General features: G+C 33.7%; 13 protein-coding genes and 1 pseudogene. 3 read left to right on the forward strand and 11 right to left on the reverse strand.

Annotated elements, in window-relative coordinates; genetic code table 11:
* Position 1: 1 nt before the first annotated feature.
* A complete protein-coding gene (locus BUR19_RS13225) occupies positions 2-253 on the forward strand; it encodes a hypothetical protein (protein ID WP_074235928.1) in 252 nt (83 codons plus the stop codon).
* A gap of 36 nt (positions 254-289) precedes the next feature.
* On the opposite strand, the gene BUR19_RS13230 is transcribed toward BUR19_RS13225, so the two are convergent.
* Positions 290-2,410, reverse strand: a complete 2,121-nt coding sequence (locus BUR19_RS13230; protein WP_074235929.1) for a carboxy terminal-processing peptidase — start codon at positions 2,408-2,410, stop codon at positions 290-292.
* Between the two features lie 172 nt (positions 2,411-2,582).
* Between BUR19_RS13230 and surE the strand changes: the two genes are divergently transcribed.
* Both surE and BUR19_RS13240 read left to right on the forward strand, forming a co-directional pair.
* Positions 2,583-3,347 (forward strand): 5'/3'-nucleotidase SurE, encoded by a 765-nt coding sequence (surE, locus tag BUR19_RS13235; protein WP_074235930.1) that lies wholly within the window; start codon positions 2,583-2,585, stop codon positions 3,345-3,347.
* A gap of 6 nt (positions 3,348-3,353) precedes the next feature.
* Positions 3,354-3,923 carry a Crp/Fnr family transcriptional regulator gene (locus BUR19_RS13240; RefSeq protein ID WP_074235931.1) on the forward strand — a complete coding sequence of 190 codons (570 nt, stop codon included), beginning with the start codon at positions 3,354-3,356 and terminating at the stop codon, positions 3,921-3,923.
* Between the two features lie 182 nt (positions 3,924-4,105).
* On the opposite strand, the gene BUR19_RS13245 is transcribed toward BUR19_RS13240, so the two are convergent.
* From BUR19_RS13245 to BUR19_RS13290, 10 genes and pseudogenes are all read right to left on the reverse strand, one after another.
* Positions 4,106-4,612, reverse strand: coding sequence for a hypothetical protein (locus tag BUR19_RS13245; protein WP_139297348.1), 507 nt, complete (start codon positions 4,610-4,612; stop codon positions 4,106-4,108).
* 65 nt (positions 4,613-4,677) lie between these two features.
* On the reverse strand, positions 4,678-5,877 hold the full coding sequence (lysA, locus tag BUR19_RS13250) for a diaminopimelate decarboxylase (RefSeq protein WP_175565909.1): 1,200 nt from the start codon (positions 5,875-5,877) through the stop codon (positions 4,678-4,680).
* Between the two features lie 243 nt (positions 5,878-6,120).
* Entirely contained in the window at positions 6,121-6,318 is a 198-nt protein-coding gene (locus BUR19_RS13255) for a hypothetical protein (RefSeq protein ID WP_074235934.1), read from the reverse strand.
* A 75-nt stretch (positions 6,319-6,393) separates the two neighbouring features.
* Positions 6,394-6,615 carry a hypothetical protein gene (locus BUR19_RS13260; RefSeq protein WP_139297350.1) on the reverse strand — a complete coding sequence of 74 codons (222 nt, stop codon included), beginning with the start codon at positions 6,613-6,615 and terminating at the stop codon, positions 6,394-6,396.
* Between the two features lie 6 nt (positions 6,616-6,621).
* Positions 6,622-7,845, reverse strand: a complete 1,224-nt coding sequence (locus BUR19_RS13265; protein WP_074235936.1) for a 3'-5' exonuclease — start codon at positions 7,843-7,845, stop codon at positions 6,622-6,624.
* Positions 7,846-7,859: 14 nt separating this feature from the next.
* A complete protein-coding gene (locus BUR19_RS13270) occupies positions 7,860-8,510 on the reverse strand; it encodes a hypothetical protein (protein ID WP_074235937.1) in 651 nt (216 codons plus the stop codon).
* A gap of 121 nt (positions 8,511-8,631) precedes the next feature.
* Positions 8,632-10,188, reverse strand: coding sequence for a T9SS type A sorting domain-containing protein (locus tag BUR19_RS13275; protein WP_074235938.1), 1,557 nt, complete (start codon positions 10,186-10,188; stop codon positions 8,632-8,634).
* 12 nt (positions 10,189-10,200) lie between these two features.
* A complete protein-coding gene (locus tag BUR19_RS13280) occupies positions 10,201-12,594 on the reverse strand; it encodes a hypothetical protein (RefSeq protein WP_083600784.1) in 2,394 nt (797 codons plus the stop codon).
* Between the two features lie 5 nt (positions 12,595-12,599).
* Entirely contained in the window at positions 12,600-14,105 is a 1,506-nt protein-coding gene (locus tag BUR19_RS13285; RefSeq protein ID WP_074235940.1) for a T9SS type A sorting domain-containing protein, read from the reverse strand.
* Positions 14,106-14,495: 390 nt separating this feature from the next.
* A pseudogene (locus BUR19_RS13290) lies at positions 14,496-15,834 on the reverse strand (IS1182 family transposase).
* Positions 15,835-15,879: the final 45 nt, after the last annotated feature.

The following is a 15,879-nucleotide window of genomic DNA, read 5'->3' on the forward strand; positions in this document are numbered from 1 at the left end:
AATGGAAAATATTAAAGAAAAACAGAGACTAGAATATCTACTGTCAAGAAACGAAGTTTTGCGAGAAAAATTATTTTTTGGTGTTCCGAAAGATTTAGATAAGTTTAAAAAAGATAATGAAATTGAATACAAAGAGTATTATTCTAATACAGAAGAAATAAGAGCATTGAAATTAGAATTAATGACACCTGAAGAGAAGTTAGAATACTATCGTCAAAAGGAACTAGCTCAAGAGAAATATAAAAACATCTAAAAAGAAAAAGGAACTCAAATTTGAGTTCCTTTTTTATTATTTGATTTTCGAAAGCACATCTACCGTTTCTTCCAGATAGAAATCTCGTTCAAGATTTTTTCTCCAGTTTTCGGTTTTCTTAGCAAATGCTTCGTCTTTTTTAATTCGTTCTGCTTCGTCAGGATGAATGGTAAATTTCAACCCGTTATTGAATTTATCCAAACCTTTGAACTTGTCAATCTGCGCTTTACGCGTTTTCATCAGCTCATTGAATTTTGTTTGGTTCAGAGTGATGGTTTCTTCTTTATCAAGCGCTTCCTTCCATTCAGCAGATTCTTGTAACATTTTATAATTGTTGTTATCCACCAATTGTTTGTCTAATTCTGCTTGCAATTGAGGAACATTAAGTCCGGTCAATTTTTTATAAGAAGTCGTTTCGATTTTGTCCCAAGGCAAAGCGAATTGGTCAAAACGTTCTCCAACTTCTGCATAAGAGAAGAAATCTTTCATTTTAAGATCCGCTTCTACACCTTTTCTCTGAGTCGATTCTCCGGAAACTCTGTAGAATTTTTGAATCGTCAGTTTTAAAGCTCCGAAATCGTCGTTCGTATTCAGAAATCTGTTAAGCTCTACAAAAGTCTGAACCGTTCCTTTTCCGAAAGAACTTGGCGAGCCAATCACAGCCGCTCTTCCATAATCTTGGAAAGCTCCCGCAAGGATTTCTGAAGCGGAAGCCGATAATTCGTTTTGCATCACTACCAACGGACCTGTCCAGATTGGCTCATTCGATTTATTACTAAGAACTTGGATTTTTCCTCTGCTGTCTTTTACCTGAACATAAGGACCAGCGTTCATAAATAACCCCATAATGTCACCAACTTCGGTTAAAGAACCTCCGCCATTGCTTCTAAGGTCAAGGATAATTCCTTCTACATTTTCTTTTTTAAGTTTGATTAATTCTGCTTTGATGTCGTCAGAAGCATTTCTACCTGTTGGGTCTTCAAAATCTACGTTGAAACTTGGCAGATAAATGAATCCGTATTTTTTACCATTTTTAGAATTAACAACAATACTTCTTGCAAAAGTATCTTCAATAGCTACTTCTTCACGAATCATTGTTACTTCCTTGATGGTTTTATCTTTTTTCTCAACAGTCAAAGTTACAGGTGTTCCTTTCTCACCTCGGATTAGTCTTACAGCTTCGTCAGATAACATTCCGACAACGTTAACGGGTTCTTCGTTTGGTTTTGATTTTACCTTAAGGATTTTATCGCCAGAAGTTAATTGTTTTGATTTCCAAGCTGGCGCACCGATTGTCAATTCTCCAAGATATAAATAACCTCTTTTTTCTTGGATTAAAGCTCCGATGCCAATCACTTTTCCAGTGAATTGCATATCGAATTCTTCTTTATTTTTCGGAGAGAAATAATTGGTGTGCGGGTCAAAAACTTCGGTATAAGCATTCATATAAACTGTAAACCAGTCCATCTTTTTTCTCTTCTTGAATCTTCTGAAAGAATCTGTAATCAAATCTTTAACTTCTGCAGTCGCTTTTTCACGCTTCTTTTCCATAGAAAGTGGCGCGTATTTTATCGTATCTGGAAGTTTGTTGTTTACAACAGAATCTTTTTTCTTTTTCTGAGCTTCTTCTTTACTTGTCAATGTCTCAATTTCCTGAAGGATATTATACTTGATGTATTTTTTCCATTCTTCACGCTGTTGTTTAGCATCAACAGGATTAACTCTTTTCTTTGGTTCGATGGTTAAAACATCATCCTCATCCAAATTGATTGGTTTGGAAAGGATATCCTGAGTCATTTTATCAATCTCATCTACACGCTGATAAAGTCTGTCAATTGTGAGTTTATAGAAAACAAGATTTCCTTGGTTAAGGTAATCATCCAGTTTTGTGTAATGCTTTTTGAACTCATCCATATCAGATTGCAAAAAGTATCTTTTGGAAGCATCTACGCCTTCAAAATATTTATCATAAACATCCTGAGAATAAGCATCGTTGATAGGTTTTGGACTATAATGAAGATAAGAAAGAGTATTTTTCACGCTTACCATAATGGTCTGCATTTTTTCATCATCATTTTGAGGAGAGTTGAAACAGAACATCAGCGTCATCAGCGGCGCAAACATCAGTAGTTTCTTGAACTTGATTTTTTTGAACATATATTTTTAAATCTGTACTTGGATTAGTATTTTTTTTCGTTTTGAATGTTACGAAGATATTCAAAAACGAAACCAAATTTAACACCTTATTTTAATTAAAGTATTATAAATTGGTTATTTTTGAAAGAATTATGAAAATATCGCAAAAAGCGAAAAAAATTAAATAAAATTTATGAGTAAACCATTGATACTGGTAACCAATGACGACGGAATTACTGCGCCGGGCATCAGAAAATTAATTAGCATAGTCAACCAAATTGGAGACGTTATTGTCGTAGCACCCAATTCTCCTCAAAGTGGAAAAGGTCACGCCATCACCATCAACTCAACTTTAAGTTTCGAGGAACTGAATCTGGATGGGCCTCAAAAAGATTTCTCCTGCTCAGGAACGCCTGTGGATTGTGTGAAAATGGCTTTGGACAAAATCCTTCCAAGAAAACCGGATTTGGTAGTTTCTGGAATCAACCATGGAGCGAATTCTTCTATCAATGTTATTTATTCCGGGACGATGAGTGCGGCCGTGGAAGCTGGAGTGGAAGGTTTACAAGCCATCGGATTTTCACTTTCCGATTTGAAGTGGGAAGCAGATTTTGACCAAGCTGAAGATTTTATCAAAGATATTATTCTGAAAACTTTGGAAAATCCAATGCCAAAAGGTGTTGTTTTGAATGTTAATATTCCGAAATTAAACAAGGAAGAAATCAAAGGTATTAAAGTTTGCAAACAAGCCAACGCCAAATGGGAAGAAAGTTTTGATGAAAGAACCAATCCGCACGGAAGAAAATATTACTGGTTGAGTGGTTATTTCAACAATATGGATGAATCCGAAGATGCAGACGAAACGGCTTTGACAAATGGTTATATCAGTATTGTACCTGTGAAATTCGACTTGACAGCTTATGAATATATGAACGAACTCAATTCAATTTATAAATAAAAATGAATGGAGTTTATCAGACAATATTTGCTTTCGAAGGGAATTCCGCTTACCGAAGAAAATTGGAGGCCTTTTGTAGAGAAAAACTTTAGAAAAGAATACAAGAAAAAAGATATAATTCTGAACAAGGGAGAGGTAGATAATTATCTGTCTTTTGTAGAAAAAGGAGCTGCAAGGCTTTTCTTTATGAAGGAAAATAAAGAACTAACGATAAGGTTTGTATTTCATAATCAATTTCTTACGGCTTATGATTCTTTTACTCAAAGAACGCCGTCAAGATGCGATATAGAAGCGTTAACCGATATGGTTGTCTGGCAAATCCATTATGATGATTTGCAGGAAATCTACAAGTCTCAAGCGATTGGTAATTTGATTGGTAGATTGACTGTTGAAGCGCTTTACGTTGAAAAACTTAACAGAGAATTTTCTTTTCTAAGTGAAACTGCCGAAGAAAGATATCTTTCACTTTTAAAAGAGCAGCCGGATCTTTTTCAAAAAATCCCATTGAAACATATTGCTTCTTATATGGGCATTACGCCACAGGCACTTAGCAGAATCAGAAAACGAATTTATTAACCATGGTTCATTTTATTTGAACTAAATTAAGCATATTTTTGCCTAAAATCAATTCTGATTAAAAATCCGAATGAGGGAAGAAAGGCGTTTAGAGAGATCTGAATGCTTTTTTTAGCAATGATAGAAGGGTAGAAACTAATAAAAAAAAACCGCTAATCTAATTAGCGGTTTCTATTTTTATATTAATTAAAAGCATTGTCATAAGTCATTGATGAAAAATCGATTTTCAGAATGGCTTTAGAATCTATTGATGCTCCGTTGCATTTGGCAGGAATCCACGTTTTACCAACTTTTGTTGCGGCGTCTTTCAAATCTTTAAGGAAAGGCTCGCTGTTCGCCACTTTTGGTCCGGCTTCAACTTTAGACAAAATTCCGTCTTTGTTTATGTCAAGTTTTACAAAGAACAATCCATTGATTGAATAAGTACTCCAGTTGACATTTTGCTGCAATTTTTCTTTCAATTCTTTGATATATTTATCCGTTCCGCCAGGATACCTCAAACTTTTGAACTGAGAAGGGTTACAAGACTCGTCTTTTATTTGATAAATTCCTCTTATATTGTAAGTTACGGAACTTGTAGAAGCATCCGCCATAGGAATGTCGATATTCAAGGATTCTTCAACGTCGTTATTTTGAGCAAAAGCTAATGTAGATATCAGCAGGCTCAATGAAAATAGTATTGATTTCATAGTATTTGATTTATAATAATTTTAGAAAGAAATTTTATGCCAAAATAATTCTGATTAGCAACAAATTACAAAACTTCAATCTGGTTTTTTAATAAATCTTCAAATTCGTCTCTTTTTCTGATAAGATGTGCTTTTCCGTCCAAGAACATTACTTCCGCTGGCTTCAATCTCGAATTGAAATTCGAACTCATTTCAAAACCATAAGCACCTGCGTTTCTGAAAACAATCACATCGCCTTCTCTCACCTCATTAATTTTTCTGTCCCACGCAAAAGTATCTGTTTCACAGATGTTTCCAACCACAGTATAGATTCTTTCCGGACCTTTTGGATTAGATAGATTTTCGATAATATGATAAGAATCGTAGAACATCGGACGGATCAAATGATTGAAACCAGAATTCACACCAACAAAAACTGTCGCAGTGGTTTGTTTGATGACATTAGATTTTACAAGGAAATGTCCACTTTTACTTACCAGGAATTTCCCAGGCTCAAACCAAAGCTGGAATTTTTTTCCTGTTGATTCTTCGTGTTTTTTGATGGCAGCATTTACTTTCTTTCCAAGAGATTTCACATCCGTTTCGATGTCGCCATCCTGGTAAGGAACTTTGAAACCGCTTCCCATATCCAGATATTTCAGATTTGGGAAATGTTCTGCCAATTCGAACATAATATCAAGACCTTGAAGAAAGACGTCCGGATCTTTGATCTCGCTTCCCGTGTGCATATGAAGCCCTTCAACATTAATGTTGGTGGATTTCATAACACGTTCGATGTGGCGAAGCTGATGAATGGAAATTCCAAATTTGGAATCGATGTGACCTGTCGATATTTTATAATTTCCTCCTGCAAAAATGTGCGGATTGATTCTCACAAAAATCGGATAAGAACTACCGAATTTATTTCCAAATTGTTCCAAAATCGAAATGTTATCGATATTGATATGAACATTCAGAGACATTGCTTCCTCGATCTCTGCAAGGTCCACACAGTTTGGTGTGAAAAGGATTCTGTCGTTGGAGAAACCAGCTTTCAGACCTAATTTCACTTCATTGATAGAAACACAATCAAGAGATGCGCCCAACTTTTCGACGTATTTCAGGATATTGATATTGGTTAAAGCTTTTGCTGCGTAGAAAAATCTGGTGTTCTTCGAGAAAGAAGAAGTCAGTTTTTCATATTGCTCACGGATGGAGTTAACATCATAAACGTAAACGGGTGTCCCGAATTCTTTTGCTATATTTAGCAAGTCCTGATTGGTCATAATCTTGATTTTTTAAAATAAAAAGGCAGATTCTTATATAAAGAGTCTGCCGCAATAGATATCTTATGCACGCAACTCTTTATACATTCCAAACCTTAGAGAACCTTACAGCTCCCTTTTTTCCGATTTTGCTTTGTTTAAAATATTGCATTGCTTTTGTTAAAATTTTTCGCAAAATTAGAGTTTATCTGTAAATCCTGCAATGTTTTTATTTCAAGATTTAAAATTAGGATAATAGAAAGATTATTTTTTCTTTGTTGGTACTAAATAAACAATTCCGATATTACTTTTAGGAATTCCATCCAGAAAATTATTTGTGATTCTTACGTTGTATCCATAAATCACTTTTACACGCATCAAACCAAATCCAATTTCCGGTCTAAAATATAAATTAGAATTTTTAAAGTCTGTAAAATAAATAAGGTTAGCTCCTAATGCCATCGCTCCAACTCCTCCGGAAACCCAACCTCCAATTTTTGGACCGATGATAAAGTTTTTTCCAGTCAGTAAATTAACTTAAGTCGAAACAAAATAAGCAGAAGAAAGCGGGTGATGACCATCGGTTGAATTCTTGTATTTTGCTAAACCAACTTCTGCAAAAATAGAGTTTTTCCAAAAATTAATTCCTGTAAGAACTGTTAGTCTTCCTGTTTGTAGGGAATCTTTTAAGGATTGAGCAGAAATATTGATGCTCCGAAACATAATAATTAAAACAAAAAACCGAAGAATTCTTTTCATCAATTTTTATTTTTCAGGAAGCGGAGAAACGTCATACTCATTTCTCAAAAGTGCCAACTGCAAATCATTCTGCAACTCCTGTGTAAATCTAGGCACAGGCAACATCAGCTTTTTGATTTTCTCCAAAGACTGAATCTGATGATATAATTCGTAAAAACCAAAACCAGTTAATTTGCCTTTTTCCAAAACCAAAAATGATTTTTCGCCCAAAGTTCTTCCGGATGAAGACCAGATTTCATTCCTTCCTTTGAGATTGATTTTCTGAGTGAATTCTACCAAATCTTTCAGTTCTTCTCTTGATTTGATGTAATTGATTGCCTTCAAACCTTGTGTAAAACTCTTGAATTTCAGCAAAGGTTTATCTTCCTGAAGTTTAATTTTCTCAAGAATATATTTGTTCTTTCTGTAAAACAATCCGAAAGTCAATTGTTGCCTTTTTTGTATGCCTTTGTTTTGCATCATTAGTTTGGCAATCAAATCAGTTCCTGTGAGTTCGTAGGAAATTTTTTCTGTCTCTTCCTGTATTTTTTTATACTTCTCTTTATCAGAATCAAAAATCTTCTTGGCAGATTTATAAAGGTCTTCCACCACATCGGAACTAATGATCTTTCCATCCGAGTTTTGGAAATACAGAATTCCTCTTTCGTTTGGCAAATCTTCCGTCAAAATCTGAACTTTGCTAATGTAGTCTTTCTCTAGATTTTCTTCCTGCTGTGATTGGATTATTTCGTTGTTTTTGTCTTTGATAATCAGTAATTTAAATAAATCCAAAGTTGCTCTAGCATCGCCACTTGCACGATGAGCTTCACTCAATGGAATTCCGATTGACTTACAAAGTTTACTTAAGGAGTAACTTTTCTCATCCGGAATCAGATTTTTAGCTAATGGAATTGTGTCTAAAGTTTTAATTGTGAATTCGTAACCGAGACGTTTGAATGACTGGCGAAGCATCCTGTAATCAAAATCGATATTGTGACCAACTAAAACAGAATCTTTGGTTATTTCGACAATACGTTTGGCAATTTCATGAAATTTTGGAGCAGTAATTACCATTTTTGAGGTAATTCCAGTCAGCTTTTGCACAAAAGAAGAAATCTCACTCTCGGGATTCACGAGTGAGATAAATTGGTCCGTAATCTCGTGACCATCATAACGATAGATGGCAATCTCGATGATGCTTTCTTTCCTAAAAGGCGCTCCGTTACTTTCTATATCTATTACTGAGTACATCTACATTTTTCCTTCTACAAAGTTAAGAAACTTGAGAAACTTCCTTTCTCAAACATTTTGTTGTTGATCAATTCTATTTTCTTTATGGAACTGACAGGCACAATAGTAACAATTTTATGTCCTTTTTCAACGTAAAAAAAATAAGCACTGTTAGAATCAATTAGGTAAATGTCTTTTTGACTTCCAGAGTCATCTGTAATCCTGTGTTTGATTTTCATTTTGTTGTTGACAATCCTGTCTTTTGCTGTCATACCAGTTCCCAAACCACCTCCAAGAAAGAAAGAAGCAACCATAAATGCCACCGCAAAGTAAACTTGCTTTTTGATGTGAAGTTTCAAATCCTCCTCTGTTGCATTGGGATTTTTTTTAAAAAAGTTCTTACCAGCTACAGAAAAACGAACCCATTTTCTATGACTGTTATTTGCAAGGAAATTATAATACAGGACAAAGCCTATGATTAAAATTATTAATGATATTAAGATGATAGGCTGGGACGTAAGTTCGGCAATAGGACTTATCAAAATATCCATTATTGAAGAATATTTCAGAAAATTAACGCCCAACATATAGAAAAAAACGCCGTCTCTTAATATTCCTAAAATAATGAGGTATAGATAGCCTAAAGGCAAAAGTGTCTGTAGTTTTTCAATTATTTTGTAGTCCATTAGTTATTATAGTTTTCTTAAGGTAACATCCCTAAAACTACATTTAAGTTTTGAATCTTAAAAATGTTATAATAACAAATTTACGTTATAAACTGTGGAAAGCTATACTTTCTGTGAAAAATTATTCTTTAATAAACTTTGTACGATATGCTTTTTTATCTGTGATGACATTAATCAAATAATTCCCGACTTTCAAATTTGAAATATTAATCTTATCATTTATGCCAGATGAAGCTTTTATTATTCTTCCACTTACATCAAGAATCTCTACCTTTTTTATTTGTTCTTTTGTTTTGATGCTTAAGATGTCTTTGGCAGGATTTGGAAAAAGTGATAGTTCATCAGTTTGAATTTCTTTCACCGACAGATTGGTATTATTGTATCGCAAAATCACATAATCCTGATTTTTTATGTTAGGAACATTAGGATTAGGCAAGGTTGTGACAGATCCTGCAACAATCACTTTTCCATTATTTGTAACTAAAACTCTGGAGGGAAATTGCTCTTTGAAAACTGGAGTAGAGACATTGGTTATGGCCTCTCCATTTGTTCCAAATGTTAAAGCTTTGGTATAATCTGGATTTACCTTTGCTGTATAAAATGCCATCTGATTAGTTGTTTGGCCAATGATCTTTGAATTTGTCATCAGAAAGCTGCCGTCAGATGATATTGCACTTTGAGAAAAATTTTGGTTAAATGGATTTTTTATTTTTCCACCAGTTCCAAAAGTATTATCCAAGTTTCCGTATCGGTTGATTTTGAAAAAATCTCCACTTATTACGAAAAGAGTTTCATTATTTCCTTTTGGAATTACCAAAGAAATATTAGGATTAGCATTGGAATTACCATAATAGAATTCAGTTGTCCCATTGATGCCATAAGAAGCAGGACTTCCATCAAGATTGAAGGCAGATACAGATATGTTATAATTGGGCATTCCGCCTTCTGAATAATTAATTCCGTAGGCATAGATTTTATTATTCAACAATTGTATTTTTTGGATAAGATTCGTTTTACCACCAATATCTAGAATTATTTTACCATCTGAATTCCAGTTATCATCAAAACTGCCATCCATATTGGCTCCGATTATGAAAATATCCTGATCAATATTTCCAGCAATGTAAATTTTGTCGTTGTAAACTTCCAGACAAGTTACAATTTTGTTATTGCCACCTCCTATTGCAAATCTTGCGATTCCATTAGTTCCGAACGTAGTATCAAGAATACCATTGGGACTGATTTTTATCGCAATGATATCTGCACTGAGATTTGTAGAGTTATTACCGTGACCTGCAATTAAAAAACTTCCGTCTGATAGTCTAAGTAATTTTGATGCAGTAAGAAACAAGTTTTTATTATTCGTATAGGTAGAATAGCTAAAAAAACCATTATTTCCGAAGGTAGAATCTAAAGTTCCATCCATATTCAGTCTGAAAACAGTGCAATAGATTGGTTCGAAAAATCCTGAACTGCTGAAAGATTTTCCTAGATAAACAGTTTTTCCATCGGGTTGCTCTAACACATCATAAATAATCTCTGTATTGCTGTTAGGATAATTAAACACAGTATCTAAAAATAACTTACCATCTTCTGAAAAAGAAGAATCTAATACACCATCCTGAGAATAGATGATAATACTGGCAAAGCAAACTAATGAAATGAATATTTTTTTCATGGCTGTGTGTTTTTATTTGAATTTTTTGATTTTATTATTTGTCATACCTGTAGCAACTGCTCCTTCTTGGTTACTTCCGCCAACCAATATTTTATTGTCAGAAGTAAGATTTATGGCAGTGATTTCTTCAAAAAAATCAATTGAATTGTTGTCAAGATAATCAGAAACGACGCCGTTATTTTTAATTCCGAAAGAGTTGTCCAATGTTCCGTTGAGATTGAGTCTTAAAATAAAACCGTGTATTTCACTGCTTTTTCCAATAATTAATAGTTTGTTATCTGGCTGAACAGCAATGGTAGAAAATTTTAGGTCATTAGGACTTTGAGTTCCATAACCAAATACACCATTGTTGCCATACGACAAATCTGAGGTTCCATTAGATAATATTTTTTCCACTAATATTCTGTAATTAAAATCTGTTGACTTTTCTGATATCAAATAAACATTGTTAGAAACATCAATTACGATTTTTTTAAAGACTTCATAATAATCTGGATTATAATCTTTTTGAAAAAGACCATTATTCCCAAAAGAGGATATCGGCTGACCTTCCAAATCATAAAGATAAATTGAAAGCTTATGTAGACTATTATCTATGTAAACTGTTGCGATGCTGTTGGCACCAACATATAATTTATTCTCATCAGGAGAATATACTGAGTACTGTGACGGTACTTCTATGTAACCTTTGTTTTGGGCAAAGGAATAATCAATACTTCCGTCTGCGTTATATCTGTAAAGGATTGGTTTCGTGGTTTCACTATCATTTGTGAAATCTACGGAAGCAGAAGCATAAAGTTTTTTATTATTTTGATTGAATTTGAAACTAGTGGTGTTGTGTTGGTATATATTTTCAAATTTCTTATATCTATAGTTGGCTTGAATTTTTCCTGATTCCTCAATCAAAGACCCATAAGCAACGACGGCCAATTGCTTGTTTTCTAAAATATCAAAATCACCGACTGGGATGTCATTGAAAAAACCATTGTTGGCAAAGGTTTTATCAAGCAATCCTGTAGGAAGATATTTGTAAAGCCCTTGTGGATTCAAAACATAGAATTTACCATCATCTTGCGAAATTATCTTTCTGATTTTTTTATCAGATTGACTGTTATCCTCCTGTCCACAGCTACTATTAAATACCAAATTGTTAAAACTTCCCCATAATAGTAATGCTTTATTTTCTCTACAAAATCCTACACCTATAGGAGAAATTTTGGTATTATCATTAAAATAGCCAGCTACAAGATAATCGTCATAATAGCTTTGATTGACGACAGTATTTTGTTGGGTTGATGCAGTCCCACCATTTTTGTCGTAGCTGTCTACAACCGAATTTTTATAATTTCCGGATGTTTTATAGCCCAAAATAATGATGTCTTCTAAGCTATTTGTATGAATGTAGTTTATTACATCTTCTTGTGTTCCAAAATTGATGACCTTTTTTCCTGTTCCATTGAAACTTGTTTCTAAGCTGCCATTACTAGTCAGCTTGACTACTGCTGCATCTATCTTACTGTTTGTATTGGTATCGCAAAATCCTGCGAGTAAAATTTTCCCATCGGATAAAACTTTCATGGTATTTGGTCTGTCATTTTTGCCAAAAAAATCGATGATTTTTATCCCATTATTGCCAAAAGAGCTATCTAAAGTTCCATCTGGGTTAAATCTTGCCGCAAAAAAATCTTCTTGAACACCATCAAATGTATAACCTGACGCTAAGATTTTATTGTCGGATAATATATTGAGATTTTTAATTTCAGATTTTTGTCCTAATTCTAGAAAAATAAATCCTTTTTGATTAAAATCCTTATCAATTCGCCCGTTGTTAAAATAATACTTAACGATGACTGCCTTTTTACCAGCTCTTCCACCGATAATAATTTTATCATCTTTAATGTCAATGGCATTCGCAACATCGTCACTTGTAAAATCTGTCACTACTTTTCCGTCTATACTAAATTCTGTTTCACTATCTATAGATGCGGTAGAGGCACTCAGTCTTACTAATGCAATGCTTTTATTACTGTCATCAATAGAATAACCCGCCAGAACAACCTTATCCTTGTAGTATTTTATAGCATTTGCTCTGGAACCGTTATTTCCTATGGAGACAGCCTTCCGAGCGAGTAAACCATTAGAATTTGTTGCATAATAGTAAAAAGCATCTTTAGAGGGAAACTTTAATGCTGAACCATTACCCTCATTAGAGATATTGGTTATGGCATTACTATAACCAGCTATGTATAAACTGTTATTAGTATAATCGATAGATGTTGGAACTTCCTTGAGGTAATTGTCAACGTAGTTATATTCTCCCAAGCCAAAATTGGATTCTATAATTCCTTGTTGGGAAAATAAAGAAAAGGAAATGCTATGGAAGAGTAAAAGAATATATTTTTTCATTTGTGTTATTTTTTAATGATTTTAATGGATTCTGAATAGTTTTCACCAGAGAATTTTAGGACATAATTTCCTTGTTTCAAAAAGGATAAGTCTAAAATCAAATCACCAGAAAAATTTGTGTTCTTACCATTAAGGCCATTTCTTATAAATCTTCCTGATAAATCATAAACACTGATGTCTAAGTTTTTGTTTTGAGTGTTTTTGATTCTGACATTTAAGGTGTTTTTTACAGGATTTGGGTAAGCCAAGGTTATGTTGCGTTCAGAAGAAGGGTTGTCAACATTCAGCATGATGTTATTCAAAAGTTTGAAGACTAAAATGTCATCATTATAAGTTGCTCCACCATAGATACTGCCGTCTTCAGAAATTTGAATATTTTTTAAAATTGCATTACTAAAAGTATTTTTAAAACTTCCATTGTTTGCAAAATTGGTGTTCATAGAACCGTCAAGATTATAGCTTCCTATCCAAAGGTCTTTTGAAGAGCTTGAATATTGAGATCCTGCTAACAATAATTTTCCTTTATAAAAAGCAATATCATTAATGTCGAAAAACTTTCCGTTCCAGCATGGGAAGTATCCCGAAACATCAAAAAAAGTCTTTACTAAGTTTCCGGTATTAAGGTCTACTACCAATATGTTATCATTGCAGTCTTGTATATGCAAAATCACATAGGCATAATTTGAGACAGTATCAATAATCATTTTTCTCAAACTTCCAGCGCTGTAATAATCAGACATAATATATTCAAAATTAAAATTCGGATCCACGCTGCCATCCTGATTGATTTTTTTAAGAATGTTGTATCTGTATTTAGTCGTGTTATTTACAGTGACTTGTTTTGTGCTATTGGCCGCAAGCAATATTTTTCCATCATTTAACAAAATAGCATCGGCTATGTTTTCGTAGTCACCAAAATCATAAACTTGAACACCTTTGTTTCCAAAAGAAAAATCTGAAAAGCCATCCTGAGTAAATTTCTCGATATACAAATCAGTTGTGTTTCCACCAAATGTGTAAAATTTACCATCAGAAAGTTTTAATATTTTGTTAGTTGCTCCCGAAAAAATTTCCTGTTTACCATTAAAAGCAAAAAGAGAATCTAACTTTCCATTAGCTTCAGTCTTTATTAAACCTTTGTCTGTGAGGAAAAGTAATCTTCCGTCATCATATTCGATAAGATCTTTTGGACTGGTGTAAATCTGATACGAGTCAAAATTATTAATGACTTTACCTAGATTACCAAAATCAGCATTAAAACCATTGTTCGGATTGAGCTTCAAAACACTTAAGCCGCTTTTATAATAAAGATAGTCTGTGATATTGGTATATGATGTTGCAATGATAGAATGATCGGACATTAATTTAATCTTTCCGGTTTCATCATAGCTTTTGTACCAGTAATCGGTAACCAGATATCCTGATTGGTTAAAGTTAGTGTCTAAATACTGCGTTTGACCCGATACTTTTAAGCATAAAAATACCAATAATGCAATTGTAATTTTTTTCATAATGTTTCATTTGTATTTAGTTTTTTGGAAATAAGAATGCCTCTAATTTTGGAAACCAAATAATGGTTTCTGCCTTGTTGATTGTTTCCCATTTCATAGTATGAGAATACCCAAATAGTCATCAGAGTGATTGGTTTTAAGCCTTTCCGTCTGATAATATTATAAACTTTAAAGGTTTGAAAATCTGCACTCCAAAGAAAAATAGGAGTGATAAAGAGAAAATTGAGTTTGTTTCCATAATTTGTGTTGTTTGTTGTAAAAATATAAAAAAAAAAGAGGCTGTGTCAAAAGGGCAGTCTTTTTTTGTATTATGTTGCAAAAAAGATTTTTCATTTTTGTGTTTAAAAAAACTTTGAAAATCGGAAGATAAAAGTTTAAAAAGCAGTTTTTTCAGGCTGCTTTTGACATTTTCTTGAGGTTGTGGGCTATCGCAAGTATGTCGATTTCTACCTCGACCTTATTTTCCCCCGAAGCATAAATCGTTTAAAATTTTTGTTGTGTTTGAGTGGGGCAAAAACAGGTTCAACATCGTGACATCGCTGTTTCCGTAGCCTTATACCTTTTTTAGTACAAAGAAGTTTGAAAACCTTTTGCCTGATTTCTGCCAGTTCGGGATTGTTTTTGTGAAGTAGTTATTTGTCCTGATTTTTGATCTTTCCTGAAGTAATTGTATTTCACATAAGCTTTTATTTTATTAGATTTCAGTAAGTTATAGTTTTCTTCCGAGCCATATCCTGCATCCGCTACCAGCTCTTTCGGAACTTTATGATATCTTTCTTTAAAGCCCTGTAAATGAGATTCCAACGTTTTGGTGTCGGTAGGATTGGGATGGATGGAATAGTGTAAAACAAATTGTTTATTGGTGGAAATCTGCAGGTTGTAAGCCGGTTTTAGTTGCCCGTTTCGCATATGATCTTTCTTCTCTGCATAAAGGTAGCATCTGTGTCGGTTTTGGAATAAGAATTTCTACCCTCCAATATTCCCTGTTGTTTCTTGTATTTATCTAAATTGGCAGCCCAGTTTTTCTTAGCATAACTGAGTTTCTGCCGAACTTTTAAAGGCACTTTTTTTATCTCTTAAAACCTCATTGATCTTTGTGATGGCTTGATTTACTTTTTCAGAATCAATCTCTTTAAAATCAATACTTTCTGTATCGTGAAGCTCATCTTTAGCAGCTTTTTCCGCATAATTCCAAAGTTCTTCCAGCTAATGGGAAATTCTCTCTTTATGCTTTTTGATGGCTTTTCCCCAGACAGAAGTATCGCGGTTGGCATTGGCTTCTATCTTTGTGCCGTCCACAAAAGTGGTTTCCAAACTCACCAAACCTTCTTTTTCCAAAAGCAGAACAATTTGTGTGAAAATGGCTTTAATCTCATCCTTCAATCGTTCACTACGAAATCTGTTTAAGGTATTATGGTCGGGACGGCTCATCGCTGAAGGCCACATAAAATGGATGTTTTCTTTCAGAGCCTGCTCCATTTTGCGGCTTGAATAGATATTACTCAAATAGCTGTAAATTAAAAACTTTCAAAAGCATTTTCGGATGGTAGCACGAGGTTCCGCCGGGTTTGTAGGTTTTGATCAAGCTTTTAATATCAAGCTCATCAATAATGCCTAAAACTATTTTCACAGGATGCTTTTCGTCAATCAACTCCGATAAATTCGTAGGAAAAAGCAAATTTTCTTCGGGATTGTAATCTTTAAAGACTACTTTTGAAGCACTTAACACACAGCAAATTACAAAATTTGCTACAATTAGGAAGCGAAAGCTTTC

The organism is Epilithonimonas zeae (genome assembly GCF_900141765.1).
Classification (GTDB): domain Bacteria; phylum Bacteroidota; class Bacteroidia; order Flavobacteriales; family Weeksellaceae; genus Epilithonimonas; species Epilithonimonas zeae.